At 64.5% G+C, this 13,106-nt stretch carries 14 protein-coding genes; 5 read left to right on the top strand and 9 right to left on the bottom strand.

Annotated elements, in window-relative coordinates; translation table 11 throughout:
- Window positions 1-2: 2 nt before the first annotated feature.
- The 3 genes from VK92_RS15835 to VK92_RS15825 are packed head-to-tail and all read right to left on the bottom strand — an operon-like array spanning window position 3 to window position 3,249.
- The gene (locus VK92_RS15835) at window positions 3-1,160 is read right to left on the bottom strand and encodes an acyl-CoA dehydrogenase family protein (RefSeq protein WP_048028168.1); all 1,158 of its coding nucleotides are present in this window, start codon (window positions 1,158-1,160) and stop codon (window positions 3-5) included.
- A 10-nt stretch (window positions 1,161-1,170) separates the two neighbouring features.
- Complete coding sequence (locus VK92_RS15830) at window positions 1,171-2,412, bottom strand: thiolase family protein (protein WP_048028167.1); 1,242 nt, start codon at window positions 2,410-2,412, stop codon at window positions 1,171-1,173.
- 51 nt (window positions 2,413-2,463) lie between these two features.
- On the bottom strand, window positions 2,464-3,249 hold the full coding sequence (locus VK92_RS15825; protein ID WP_048028165.1) for an enoyl-CoA hydratase/isomerase family protein: 786 nt from the start codon (window positions 3,247-3,249) through the stop codon (window positions 2,464-2,466).
- Window positions 3,250-3,540: 291 nt separating this feature from the next.
- Between VK92_RS15825 and VK92_RS15820 the strand changes: the two genes are divergently transcribed.
- Window positions 3,541-4,578 carry an AraC family transcriptional regulator gene (locus VK92_RS15820; RefSeq protein WP_048028163.1) on the top strand — a complete coding sequence of 346 codons (1,038 nt, stop codon included), beginning with the start codon at window positions 3,541-3,543 and terminating at the stop codon, window positions 4,576-4,578.
- A gap of 261 nt (window positions 4,579-4,839) precedes the next feature.
- Entirely contained in the window at window positions 4,840-5,778 is a 939-nt protein-coding gene (locus VK92_RS15815) for a tyrosine-type recombinase/integrase (protein WP_048028161.1), read from the top strand.
- Between the two features lie 38 nt (window positions 5,779-5,816).
- Here VK92_RS15815 and VK92_RS15810 read toward each other — a convergent pair whose 3' ends face one another.
- The 4 genes from VK92_RS15810 to VK92_RS15800 all read right to left on the bottom strand — a co-directional run bounded on the left by VK92_RS15810 (window position 5,817) and on the right by VK92_RS15800 (window position 8,597).
- Window positions 5,817-6,296, bottom strand: a complete 480-nt coding sequence (locus tag VK92_RS15810) for an RES family NAD+ phosphorylase (RefSeq protein WP_027792217.1) — start codon at window positions 6,294-6,296, stop codon at window positions 5,817-5,819.
- Window positions 6,293-6,748: a type II RES/Xre toxin-antitoxin system antitoxin gene (gene parS / locus VK92_RS15805; RefSeq protein WP_006480981.1), complete on the bottom strand. Its 456-nt coding sequence runs from the start codon at window positions 6,746-6,748 to the stop codon at window positions 6,293-6,295. The genes VK92_RS15810 and parS overlap by 4 nt, the downstream gene beginning before the upstream one ends.
- Before the next feature lie 983 nt (window positions 6,749-7,731).
- Window positions 7,732-7,863 carry a hypothetical protein gene (locus VK92_RS42950; RefSeq protein WP_269434865.1) on the bottom strand — a complete coding sequence of 44 codons (132 nt, stop codon included), beginning with the start codon at window positions 7,861-7,863 and terminating at the stop codon, window positions 7,732-7,734.
- A 92-nt stretch (window positions 7,864-7,955) separates the two neighbouring features.
- The gene (locus VK92_RS15800) at window positions 7,956-8,597 is read right to left on the bottom strand and encodes an HD domain-containing protein (RefSeq protein WP_048028159.1); all 642 of its coding nucleotides are present in this window, start codon (window positions 8,595-8,597) and stop codon (window positions 7,956-7,958) included.
- Between the two features lie 214 nt (window positions 8,598-8,811).
- On the opposite strand from VK92_RS15800, the gene VK92_RS15795 reads away from it, so the two are divergent.
- Both VK92_RS15795 and VK92_RS15790 read left to right on the top strand, forming a co-directional pair.
- Window positions 8,812-9,777 carry a GlxA family transcriptional regulator gene (locus VK92_RS15795; RefSeq protein WP_048028157.1) on the top strand — a complete coding sequence of 322 codons (966 nt, stop codon included), beginning with the start codon at window positions 8,812-8,814 and terminating at the stop codon, window positions 9,775-9,777.
- A gap of 322 nt (window positions 9,778-10,099) precedes the next feature.
- The gene (locus VK92_RS15790; RefSeq protein WP_011349305.1) at window positions 10,100-10,411 is read left to right on the top strand and encodes a DUF4148 domain-containing protein; all 312 of its coding nucleotides are present in this window, start codon (window positions 10,100-10,102) and stop codon (window positions 10,409-10,411) included.
- A gap of 7 nt (window positions 10,412-10,418) precedes the next feature.
- On the opposite strand, the gene VK92_RS41825 is transcribed toward VK92_RS15790, so the two are convergent.
- Window positions 10,419-10,727, bottom strand: coding sequence for a hypothetical protein (locus VK92_RS41825; protein ID WP_131723258.1), 309 nt, complete (start codon window positions 10,725-10,727; stop codon window positions 10,419-10,421).
- On the opposite strand from VK92_RS41825, the gene VK92_RS15785 reads away from it, so the two are divergent.
- On the top strand, window positions 10,726-11,439 hold the full coding sequence (locus VK92_RS15785) for a dienelactone hydrolase family protein (RefSeq protein WP_048028156.1): 714 nt from the start codon (window positions 10,726-10,728) through the stop codon (window positions 11,437-11,439). The genes VK92_RS41825 and VK92_RS15785 overlap by 2 nt on opposite strands.
- A gap of 133 nt (window positions 11,440-11,572) precedes the next feature.
- Here VK92_RS15785 and VK92_RS15780 read toward each other — a convergent pair whose 3' ends face one another.
- The gene (locus VK92_RS15780) at window positions 11,573-13,105 is read right to left on the bottom strand and encodes an efflux transporter outer membrane subunit (protein ID WP_048028154.1); all 1,533 of its coding nucleotides are present in this window, start codon (window positions 13,103-13,105) and stop codon (window positions 11,573-11,575) included.
- Window position 13,106: the final 1 nt, after the last annotated feature.

Here is a 13,106-nt window from a genome sequence, read left to right as displayed (position 1 = left end):
TCTTAGAACGCCGGCACGCCGGTCAACGCGCGGCCGATGATGAGTTGCTGAATCTGCGTCGTGCCTTCCGGAATCGGCGCGATGATCGCCTCGCGTGCGAGCTTCTCGACGAGGAATTCGGTCGTGACGCCGTTACCCCCGTGGATCTGCACGGCCTCGCGGGCGACTTTCACGGCGGCTTCGCAGGCGAAATACTTGGCCATCGCGGCTTCCATCTCGGCCGGCACGCCCGCTTCGATCATCGACGCCGCGCGATAGGTCAACAGGCGCGCCGCGTCCACGTTGGTCGCCATATCGGCCAGCATCGCCGCGATCAACTGGTGACCCGCGATGACCTTGCCGTGCTGGCGCCGCTCCGTGGCGTAACGCACCGCCTCTTCGAGCGCGCGGCGAGCGATGCCCAGGCCCTGCGCGGCGACGAATACGCGCGAGCGTTCGAACAGCGAGAGCGTATTGCGCAGCCCCTCGCCTTCGTTGCCGATCATGTTGGAGGCCGGCACGCGCACATCGGTCAGGAAGATCTGCGCGGTGGACTGGCTGTTGAAGCCGATCTTGTGGATGCCGCGTACTTCGTACGGATGTTCCTTGCGGTCGAGCAGGAAGTGCGTCAACCCTTTGCGCGGATCGTCGCTGGTGCGGCAGGTGCAGATCAGGAAGTCCGAGTATTCGCCGTTGCTGATCCAGGTCTTTTCGCCGTTGATGATGAAATGATCGCCATCACGGCGCGCACGCGTTCTGATCTCCAGTACATTGGAGCCGACGTCGGGTTCCGAAATGCCCATCGAGACGAAACTGTCTCCACTCAACAGGCCGGGCAGGTAGCGTTCACGCAAATGCGGGGGCGCGATCTTCTCGAGCAGCACGACGCCGAACGAGTTGATCAGCACCGGCACCGACAGGTCGGCCGAGGTGGTCGCCACCTCCTCGAACAGCATCAGCGAAGTCAGCCAGTCCAGGCCCATGCCGCCGTTGGCTTCGCTCGCGATGCCCGACACCAGACCGAATTCCGTCAGCCGGCGCATGATCTCGGCCATCTTGTCGCGTGGCACGAACTTGTCGCGGTATTGCTTGCTGAAGATCGGATCGATCTCGGCGTCGAGGAAGCGTTTCAGTCCATCGACGGCTGCCTGCTGCTCTTCGGTGCGAAATACGTGTCCCATGTCCGCCTCCTTATTGTTTGCCCAGGATGTTGACGCCGACCACGGCCTCTTCGATGCCGTACAGGCCACCGCCGTTTTCCTGGATGGCGATGCGTGCGTCTCGAACTTGACGCTGTCCGGCTTCGCCGCGCAACTGCGTCACCAGTTCGTGAATCTGGCCGAGACCGGTCGCGCCGATCGGATGGCCCTTCGATTCGAGGCCGCCGGACGGATTGATCGGGATGCGTCCGCCGACCGTGAAGTCGCCGCGCTCGGCTGCGGGGCCGCCTTCGCCGAACGGCACCAGCATCAGCGATTCGGCGTTGAGGATCTCGCCGATCGCCGACGCGTCGTGCACTTCGGCAACGTCGACGTCCTGCGGCGTGACACCGGCCTGGTCGTAGGCATTCTTCGCCGCCAGATGGGCGATGATCTTGTGCGGCTCATCGACACTGCGCGTCATACCGGTCTGAATGACGCTGGCCAGCACGCGCACTGCGCGTCTCGCCTCGCCTCGCAGGCGCTTGAGGCCGGCGGCGGTGCACAGCACCGCGGCGGCGGCGCCGTCGCTGATCGGCGAGCACATGGTCGTCGTCAGCGGATAGGTGATCGGCGGCGAAGCCAGCACCTGCTCGATCGTCATCGGCTGCTGGAATTGCGCCAGCGGGTTATGCACCGAGTGCTGATGGTTCTTGGCCGCGACCGCGGCAATCTGGCGCTGCGTGGTGCCATAACGCTTCATATGGTTGCGGGCGATGGCCGCATAGACATCCATGAACACGCTGTAAGGGCGATCGGACATCGTGCCGGGCGGGAGCTCGACGCCTTCGCCCAATGCCAGCAGCGTCTTCTTGTTTTCGTCGACGGTCGAGACGTCCCAGCCGCCATCGAACGCAGCAAACATCTTGGCCTTGTCGGCGATGTTCATCTTTTCCGCGCCGACGGCCAGCGCGACGTCGCAGGTCCCGGCCCGCAGCGCCTGCACTGCCAGGTTGAATGCCGAGGAACCGGAGGCGCACGCGTTTTCGACGGTGAACACCGGAATGCCTGCGATGCCGAGCCGACGCATAGCGATCGGCCCGGGAATCGCCGTCTGCCCCTGGAACTGACCATTGGTCAGCGTCGCATAGAATGCCGAGCCGATGTCGGCAGCTTCTGCGCCGGCATCGTTCAATGCCAGCGTGACGGCCTCGCCGACCATGTCGTAGACGCTGCGCTCCAGCAAGCGGCCGAACGGCGTCATGCCGACACCGGCAACATAGATATCGTTCATGTAATGCCCGAAAGAGGAATAAGAAATACGGTAAGAGGAAATCTGGATGCCTTAACGGCCCTGGAATCGCGGCACGCGCTTTTCGGCGAATGCCTGCAAGCCTTCCTGCAGGTCGAAGCTGCGCAGATGGCGACGCAACATGACTTGCTCGTGCAGCAACGCGTCGTCGCGGCTCTTGTCGGTGGAGGTGCGCGCGACTTCCTTCATGCGCCGCAACACGACCGGGCTCTTTGCAGCGATCTGGCCAGCCAGCTTCATCGCTGCATCAGACAATTCAGCATCCGGATGCACTTCGGATACGAAGCCGTAAGCCTTCATCTCGGCCGCCGAAAGCGTCTTGCCCGTCAACAGCAGATACATCGCGATATTCTGAGGAATCAGGCGCGGCAAGACCGCCGCGCCGCCGGCGCCGGGATAGACGCCGAAGTTGGCATGGGCGTCCCCGATGGCAGCGCTCTCGGCAGCAATGACGATGTCGGCACACATCGCGATCTCGAGGCCCCCAGCCATGGTGACGCCGTTGAGGGCGGCGATCACCGGCTTCGGGAAATTGCGCAGGCGCGCAAGCGTGGCATCGGCGCGGTCGAGGAAATCGGCTTCGCCGACCTCCGCCTTCTGGCTGGCCAGCACCTCCTTCAAGTCCGCGCCGGCACAGAATGCGGGGCCTGCGCCGGTCACGACTAGAACGCGAATGTTATCGTCGGCGGCGATCTGGGCCAGCCGACGGTCGAGTTCGGTCAGCAGCGCGATATTCATCGCGTTCATCGCCTTGGGGCGATTCAGCGTCAAGCGTGCGACCGCGCCAGTCGCTTCATACAGCAATGCATCTTCAGTCATGACGTCTCCGGATTGTCTTGGAATGTTGTGGTGGCGCAGAGGTACATACCTGCCCGCGATAGGAAGTGATCTTAGGCAGGGGGAAATGAACGCGCGGCTCTTTGGAGCGAAAAGTGCATTCCGCAAAGCGATTCGCGGTAAACATTGACGTCACGCGCCAGCGAGCTGGTGATTGTGGAGGGGACGGTTGTCGCTCCGCACGATCGAACGGGGATCGCCGCGGGTGCGCGCTGAACGGTTCAGCGGCGGTGTAGAATCAGCCGCACCACCGTCCATCGACATCGCCGCGCCTTGAAACCCGACCGCCAACCCTCCCGCGTCGCCACGCAGGAAGCGACGACCATAGGGGGGTACTGCACGGCAATCGCCAAAACCCTGCAAGCCAGCGGAATGGACAGCGAGCGCATTTTTCGCTCCGTCGGCGTGCAACCCCACATGGTGAACGGCCCGATGGTCCGGCTGCCTGTCTCCACCCTGACCCGGCTATACCGGGCCTGCGTGGAGGCCACCCACAATGCGTATTTCGGCCTGTCGGTCGCCCGGCACATCCATATCTCCAACCTGCATGCGCTCGGCTACGCGCTCGCCGCCAGCAGCACGCTGCTCGACTTCTGTCACCGGCTGGAACAGTACTTCCGGCTGGTGTCGCAAGCGGCCACCGTTCGCATCGTTGAAGACGTCGACACGATCGCCGTGTGCGCCACCGATTTCAAGGTCGAGGTCTGCGGCGAAACCGAAGACGCCTTCGTCGGGTTCCTGGTGCAGACGATGCGCCTGTTGTACAAGCCGGGGTTCAGTCCGCTGTCCGTGGAATTCCATCGTGCGATGCCGCGCGAAGGCGACGAGCCGTACCGCGCGTTGATGCGGGCACCGGTCAGTTTTTCGAATCCGGCCACGACGCTGACTTTCGACCGGCACGAGCTGATGCAGCCGCTCGGCGGCGCCTGTCCGGAACTGGCACAAGTCAACGACGCCATCGCGAATCAATATCTTGCACGGCTGGACAAGAGCGACGTGGTGACAAGCGTCACGCAGAAGATCATCGAATTGCTGCCCTCCGGCGACTGCAGCAGGGAGAAGGTTGCCGAAGCGTTATGCATGAGCCCGGCTACCTTGCAGGTGCGGTTGGCACAACGCGGCACCCATTTCCTGCAGATCATGGACGACACGCGCAGGGACCTCGCGCGCAATTACATCCGTCAGCGGACAAGCTCCGTCACCGAAATCGCGTTCCTGCTCGGATTCACCAGCACCAGCAATTTCGCCCGCGCATTCAAGCGATGGACCGGTGTATCCCCTACGCAATTCCGGGATGCTCCACCTGAGTAGGAAGTTTTGTCGCAGGAATACGAAGCAATCGAACCGGTCGCGATCGCCCTGGATCTGATCCGGAAACCTCGAGCGGATCAGCCGGACAACGCTCATGCATCGGTCCGGGCCAATCGGTATGGAGACGCTCCCTGACAGCCGGGGAACATGCGCTGGCGACATGATGAACCGCCGCCGGTCACTCACTGTCGCATACTGGTGCGAAGCATCCACGCATTACACATTACACACACGTCGTTCCAACAAACCTTTTCGTAAGCAGTGGACACGAATCGCTGGACCCACGACCCCGTCGGCGCCTTCCGGGCATGGCAGGAAACCGCCGCGACCGGTGCCGACCGCCGGCCGTTCGCGCCGCGTTCGGTCGTGCAGCACGTCGCGATGTTCGAACGGTTCCTGCGTCATCTGATTGCGCACCGCGTGTCGCTGGCCACGTTCGGGCCCGACCACGTCGCGACCTTCCTGGCGGAACTCGAGCGCACCTGTGCGCCCGGCACGTCGACTCGCGTGCGCTACGCGAAGCTGATCGACCGGCTGGGCCGGCATCTGGTCGAGGCCGGCGTGCGCACGATTCATCCGGCCGGCCGGACGACGCGTGATCTCGCATGGCCGGACGGCGAGCCCGAGCCGTGCTACCTGCCGCCCGATGCCGACGCGGCGCTTCAGCACCACGTGCAGCCTCGACCGGACGACACGCCGGCCGATTGCCGGAATCGCGCGATCGTCGCGCTGCTGCTCGCGAGCGGCATCACTTCGGCGGAGATACGTGCGACGACGCACGACTCGCTGGATCTCGACGCGCGGCCGCCGGCGCTATCCGTGCCGCGCGATCGGGCGCGGCCGGCGCGCCGGATCGCGCTCGCCGAATTTGCACTGGCGCCGCTCGCCGCATGGCGTGCGCGCTCGGCCGACGCGCCGGCATCCGCGTTGCTGTTTCCCGCACCGCGCGGCGGTGGCGCGATGAACGACATGTTCCTGCTGCTCGTGGTGCGCGACGCGCTGAGCGCGATCGGCTTCCACGCGGCGGACATGAGCCCGCGCGTGCTGCGCAATACGGTTGCGCGCCGCCAGTTGCTTGCCGGTCATGCTCATGCCGACGTCAGTGCAATGCTCGGTCTCGTCAGTACACGAACGGTCACGCGCATCCGGCAGACGCTACCGCCCGATGCGGCCGCGGATCGCGCCGCACACGAGCGCTGATCCCGCGTCCGGCACGGTACCTGTGCTGTCCGGTTCCGCTATTCACCCGGCTTCGACTGGACCAGCCGCAGAATCCGGGTGTCGTACGGTGATTGCATGACTTCGGCAATGCGGGCCTCGGAAGCAGCCGGATGCAGTGGATTCAGCAGGAAGTTGTGCGCGTGCGGCACGACGACGCTCGGCACGCGCAGCAGCGCGCTCGGCTGCGTGTGCAGCCACTCGGTACCGGCGCTGCGGGTCCAGTCGACGTTGGATCGCCAGTCGTCCGGCGCGTCGCCCTCCGCGATTTCGGCGATATCGACCGAATCGGCTACCTCGATGCGAAGCAACTGGTACCCGCTCGGCAATTGCGCGACCGTGGCGATCTCGAAATGAACGAGCGTCTCGAGCAGCGCGAGCGCCGGATGCTCGGCGAGATACACGACGGGCTGCCCGGCGAAGTGCCAGCGCCCGCCGGCGCGCAACCCGCCGATGCCTTTCAGGTCGGCGAAATTGCTGATCCGCCACAGCGTCGTCAAGCGAAATACCCCTCGTCGATCTGCGTGAGGGCTTCCTCGACGAGCCGCGCACCATGCTCGGTGCTCGCCATGTCGAGCGACGTGCGGCCGCCGAAGCGCTGGAGCCCGTTGCGCAGCCACGCCATCGCCTTGTCCTGGTCGCCGAACGTGGCCGTTGCCTGCGCGACGATGCGCGCGAGACGGATCGCCTTGTCGGATTCCTCGGGCGACAGGCGTTCGTGCGCCTGGCGGCGATGGCTCAGCGTGCGGCGCGGAATGATGAAGGCCAGTTCGTCCGATTTCAGCCCGCGCTCGGACAGCCGGTCGATCACCGAGACGTCGACGCGCGCGCTCGCCAGCTCGGCAAGATCGGCCCCCGACCGGACTCGGATCGCCAGCAGTTGTTCGAGAATCGTGAATTCGGCCTGACGCGGATGCGCGACGCCCGAAGGATGAAAAGCAATGGTGCTCATGATTTCTCCAGGCAATTTGCCCAATCATTATAGGCGTTTTGCCGGGAACTGGCGGAAGGTGGATGGAGAGTGTGGCTGTGGTGGAGGTCAGGGCGTCTGCAAAAGCGGGGCGAACATGACCCACCTGGCTGGAGGCACGTTACTGGGGGGCGAATCGAAGATTCGCCAGGGTGACGGGAGGCATTTTTTCAGTATATAAAATCTGGGAAATATCACGTGGTTGTCACGTAACAACATCTTTACTGATTTCATCCGCTCCCACTCCGCCGCCCATTCTTCCTGACAAGGCCGAGGTTCGCCAAGGACACGGAGATTTCGTCAAGCGCGGCCCCCGGTCCCGGGTCGGAACGTCGCTCCCGGCAATTCACCGTTCGTCACGACGGAAACACATCGCCGCGCCTCGCGCCGGATGCGTTCCCACACCGCACGTTTCCCGTCGTCGATCATGAACACCCGGTGCGAGACCTCGTCGGCCATTCGGGCTCCCCCTTGCAGGCATCGTCGAACAGTGTCGAGCACACATCGACACCCGGGCTGTCGGAGATGTCGTGAGGTGTGGGCGCCATCGAAACACTCGTATGGGTCGAAAATCCGGAAGCGCAACGAATCACGCCCCCATAAACGGCTACCTTTCCGCTGGTGATGCAGCGATGCCGTGTCGCCGTACCGCCCGGCTTGCTTCGACGACACCACAAGCCGCCCCGATGTCGCCGTGATGTCCACGCCGTATGTCGATCCGGCCTTCACACAGTTGCCGACTTGTCGTGGAGGATGTTCCGCGACTCCCCAAAAACCCGACGCGTGGTGCTGACCAACAGAGTCGGCCACACCAAGTTCACCGGTGAACGTCGGAAAACGCGCCACCACCACCACCGCCAGCCGATTGCCGTGAAGGTTTTCGCCCTTGTGTATCGGCGAATACCTTGTGCCACACCACACGCCGTACGCATCGGATTCATTCGCACGCGTGCGCCGCTCCGGAATCACTTCGCGATCAGCCAGACGTCCTGCAACGGCGCGGGGCCGCGCGGGCCGACCGTCTGGATGTTGACGTCATCTTCGACCGGCGCGCCGTTCGCTCCGATCAGCTTTCGATCGTTCACCGGGCCCAACATGATCGCACTCCTGAATAATGCGCGAATCGCGATTCACGTGGCGCGCACGATCTCCGCTCAGCAGCCGAGGTCGTGCGCCATACCGTGAACAATCAGCCCGCCCACGCGGACGACCGGATCACGCTGCAGAAGTTGCCGGCACGGAAATGCGGATCCTTGTCGGCGAGCACGTCGGCCTTCACGTTGCCGAACGTCGTGTCGGGCTTGTGCCTGATCCCGTCGTAGAACGCCTGGATGATGTCTTCCTTGAAGTGCTGCGTACGCGGATGTGCACGGACGACGGCCTCGCGTTCGACGTCGCTGTATTCCGGATACGTCAGGCCCAGCACGTCCATCTCGACGCCCGCGGTCACGAGCGCGATCACCGGATGCATGTGCTGCGGGATGCCCGGCGTGGTATGCAGTGCGATCGAAGTCCATACGACGTCGATATCCTGCTGCGAGATGCCCTTGCCCGTCAGGAAATCGCGGGCGGCGTTGGCGCCGTCCACCTCGAACCGCTCGCACGCGCTGCTGTGTTTGTGCGTGAGCCCCATGTCATGAAACATGCAGCCGCAGTAGAGCAACTCGGGATCGTATTTCAGACCGCGCCGCTGGCCCGCAAGCGCAGCGAAATAGAAGACGCGGCTGGAATGATGGAACAGCAACGGCGACGCGGTATCGCGCACGAGTTCGGTGATCTCGCGCGTCAACTGGCTATCGGGAATGGTGATGCCTGCAACGTTCTCAGTCATGATCGACCTCCATTGAAAACACCCTTGATTCTCCGGAGCCCGACAGCTGTCTTCAATAGACGTATTGCGTCAAATCCTGCCATTTTGCGCGACAGACGGACACGGTGCCCGCACGCCAGGAAGAACGCCGGAAACAGGCTCCGCCACGCACTCCGTGCATCGCTGGCCCCTCTATACTGCTACCCGTCACGTTAGAAACAACACGCAATCGATCATGCCGAAGGTCGTGGGAATCTTCGCCGTTCCGGGCGTTCAACTGCTCGATGTCTCCGCACCGCTCGACGTCTTCGCGCAAGCGAACGCCGAATGCGGGAAACCGTTCTATACGTTGCGGATCATTGCGGGCGAGTCCGGCCCGATCCGCAGTTCGTCCGGCGCGCAGTTGCTGCCCGACTGGATCGTTCCCGACATTCCCGAGCGCATCGACACGCTGCTGGTCGCCGGCGCGCCGAGCGCCGGCCGGATCGCACTGCGCACCGACGTGCTCGCGTGGCTGCGAGCGGCGGCCGTGCAGAGCAAGCGCTACGGCTCGATCTGCACCGGCGCGTTCATTCTCGCGGCCACCGGCCTGCTGAAAGGGCGTCACCTGACCACGCACTGGGCTGCCGCGGACGCGCTTGCCGAAGCCTATCCGTCGCTCGCCGTCGACGCGGATGCACTGTACGTGCGCGACGGCAAGCTGCGCACCGGCGCCGGCGTGACGGCCGGGCTCGATCTCGCGCTCGCGCTGGTCGAGGAAGATCTCGGCCGCGAGATCGCGCGGCGCGTCGCCGCGCAACTGGTCATGTTCTTCAAGCGACCGGGCGGGCAACTCCAGTTCAGCCGCAAGGGCGAGGCGCGCCCCGCCGGGCGCTCGGTGCTGCAGGAGGTCCAGCGCTGGATCGCGGCCAATCCGGAACTCGAGCACTCGGTGGCGGAGATGGCGAAGCATGCGGGCATGAGCCCGCGCCACTTCGCGCGGCTGTTCCGCGCGGAAGTCGGCATGACGCCTGCCGCATGGGTCGAGGCGACCCGCATTTCGGCAGCCCGCCACCTGCTCGAGAATGGCCACGACACGCCGAAACAGGTCGCCGCGAAATGCGGCTTCGCGAATGTCGATACGCTCAGGCGGTCTTTCACCCGGCACGTCGGCATCACACCTGCCGAATACCGGAAACGGCAGGCAGTCCTGGCCGAGTGACACGGCAGTACGCACGCGATACGACACGATCGATGATGTCGTCAGCCCCATTCGAACACTTCGGAATACGATTTATTCATCGTTGTCCGGCCACTTGCCGAGCGACGACAGCGCTCCATTGACGGCCTCGCCCGTGGTCCAGATCAAGCGCCGGACAGGCTCGCAATCGTCAGACGAAATACTCACCCGTTCAGATCGTTTACCCAGTTGCAATAATTATTCGCTGGAACGCGTATTTCCGACCGGTAACGCGATCGCTACGATGCAATCAACCGCTGAACGCAACAAGCGAAGCGCGAAATCAATGAAACCGGAGGTCATCATGAAGTCGTTCATCTACGCTGTCGTCGCCGCCACCGCCCTGTCCGCCTCGTACGGCGCATTCGCACAGTCGAATCCGTCGGGCCAACTGACGCGTGCCCAGGTGCGCGCGGAACTCGTCCAGCTCGAACAGGCCGGCTACAAGCCCGAAGTCTCCGATCAGTATTACCCGCGCGCGCTGCAGACCGCACAGGCCCGTGTGACGAACGCCGATGAAACCGGCTACGGCGCGCAAGCCGCCGCTGGTGTGCGTGCCGGCCGCGCGATCGCGGTCAAGCAGGACGGCCGCGACTCCGTGTATTTCGGCCAGTAAGCGCCCGTCACGCGCCGGCGTATTCCGATACGCGCGCGGCACACCTCACAACACCCCGCTCCCGTTCCAACGGGGCGGGGTGTTGCTTTTCGGTCATCCGTTCCGGGCACGGATCGCCCCCATCGCACGCGATCTTGCGAACGCGGTGCCGTTCACGCAGGCAGCCGGTGTTTGCGCATAGAATGGCCGCGTGGTCGGCGCCGGCCGAAACGAACGCGAGCGGAAACCACGACGCCCGGCTTGCCCGATCGTCGCCGCACCGCAGGCCGGCCCCGATGCCGCACTCATCGCATTTTTCGAAAAGGAGCGGTTTCATGTCTCAAACATCCGGTTCCATGATCACGTTTCAACGCCCGGACGGCCAGGAACTGCAGGGTTATCTCGCCACGCCGGCAAAGACCGAAGGCGCGCCCGCGGTCGTCGTCATCCAGGAATGGTGGGGGCTGAACGACCAGATCCGCGGCGTCGCGGATCGCCTCGCGCGCTGCGGCTACTTCGCGCTCGTGCCCGACCTGTATCGCGGCAAGTCGACGGTCGAGGAAGAAGAAGCGCACCACCTGATGACCGGGCTCGATTTCGGCGACGCGGCCTCGCAGGACATTCCGGGCGCCGTGACCTATCTGAAGACGCTTGCGTCGCGTGTCGCGGTAACGGGTTACTGCATGGGCGGCGCACTCACGCTGCTGTCGCTGCAGTTCGCCGATGCGGACGCGGGCGTCACCTGGTACGGCTTCCCGCCGCTCGACTACCTCGATCCGGCGAAGCTCAAGGTGCCGCTGATGGGCCACTGGGCCACGCAGGATGCGTTCTTCGCGATCGACCAGGTCGATGCGCTCGAGAAGAAGCTGACCGGCGCGAAGGTCGGTTTCGAATTCCATCGTTATCTCGCGCATCATGCGTTCGCGAACGAAACGGCCGTCGGCCCCGGCCGTATCGCCGGCACGCAGTTCGATCCGGTGTGGTCGCAAATGGCATGGGATCGCACGCTGACGTTCTTCGGCCGCACGCTTTGGACAAAGCAGGCATAGCGCAACATCGCTTCGGATGTGAGCAGCCGAGCAATAAGAAAACGCCACGGATTTTCATCCGTGGCGTTTTCGCTTTTGCATCTCGCCGGTTCGGCAGGCAGAAGCGGTTGCCCGTTCCTGCCCCGCCTTTCACTTATCCGTTCGTCGCCGCTGCCGACGCAGGCGCCGGAGCGGCCGCCTTGTCGTAGTCGACCGGCGCATCCGGCGCGCGCGGCGTCTCGCCGGCTCGCTGGATCCACCCGCCGCCCAATGCACGGTACAGCGTGACCAGGTTCGTCCAACGCGCCAGACGTGCGTTGATCAGCGTCTGCTGTGCCGAGTACAGGTCCGTCTGCGCGGTCAGCACCGACAGGTAGCTGTCGACGCCGTTCTTGTAACGCAGGTCCGACAGGTCGAAACGTCGCTGCTGCGCGTGCTCGTTGCGCTCGAGCGCCGCGATCTGCTGGTCGTACGTGCCGCGTGCGGCCAGACCATCCGCCACTTCGCGGAATGCCGACTGGATCGCCTTCTCGTAGTTCGCGATCTCGATGCGCTTCTGCACGTTCGCGAGGTTCAGGTTCGCGATGTTCTGCCCGCCTTCGAAGATCGGCATCGTGATCTGCGGCGCGAACGACCACGCCGCCGTGCCGGCCTTGAACAGGCCGCCCAGCGTCGGGCTGCCGGTGCCGAACGCGCCCGTCAGCGAGATGCGCGGGAAGAACGCCGCGCGTGCCGCACCGATGTTCGCATTCGCGGCCAGCAGCGTCTGCTCGGCCTGCATCACGTCCGGACGACGTGTCAGCAGGTCCGACGGCAACCCGGCCGGCACGTCCGTCAGCAGGTTCTGCGCGTCGAGCGGCATGCCTGCCGGCAGGTCGTCCGGCAGCGGCTCGCCGATCAGTTGCACCAGCATGTTCAGTGCCTGAGTGCGCGCACGCGCCTGCTGCTGCTGGTTCGACAGCGCCTGCTCGACCACCGTCTGCGCCTGACGCAGCTCGAGCTCGGAGCCCGTGCCGTTGTCGAACTGCAGCTTGGTCAGGTCGTACTGCGCCTGAGCGGACTTCAGCGTGTCCTCCGTGACCTTCAGCAGGTCGTCGGTCGACAGCAGCGTCAGGTATTGATCGGCCACCTGCGACACCAGCGAGATCTCGAATGCCTGCCGTGCATACGACGTCGACAGGTACTGCGCGAGCGCCTGGTCCTTCAAGCTCTGCACGCGGCCGAACAGGTCAAGCTCCCACGACGCGGACAGCCCGACGTTGTAGTTGCGCGAGATCAGCGGCGCATTGGTCGTCGACAAGCCCTGCGGAATGCGCTGGACACTGCCCGTGCCCGTACCGTCGAGCGTCGGGAACAGGCCCGCGCGCGTGATCTGGTACTGCGCGCGCGCCGCCTCGATGTTCAGCACCGACACGCGCAGGTCGCGGTTGTTCTTCAGCGCGATCTCGATCAGCCGCTGCAGGCGCGGATCGACGAAGAACTCGCGCCAGCCGATGGCGGTCGCCGCCTGGCCGTTCGCGCTGCGCGCGCCGGCCGCACCCGGCTGCGTCGCGTAGACGCCGCCGGCCGGGTACGCCTGTGCGACGGGCGCGTCGGGCCGCTTGTAATGCGGCGCCATCGTGCAGCCCGTGGCGAACAGCGCGGCAGCCATCGCGACCGCACTTGCAGTCAAAGCATGTTTTTGCATC

Origin of the sequence: Burkholderia sp. LK4 (genome assembly GCF_001043615.1) — a bacterium.
GTDB classification, from domain to species: domain Bacteria; phylum Pseudomonadota; class Gammaproteobacteria; order Burkholderiales; family Burkholderiaceae; genus Burkholderia; species Burkholderia cepacia.
Note: the sequence above shows the minus strand (reverse complement) of the source record. Positions and strands in the feature narration are given on the sequence as shown.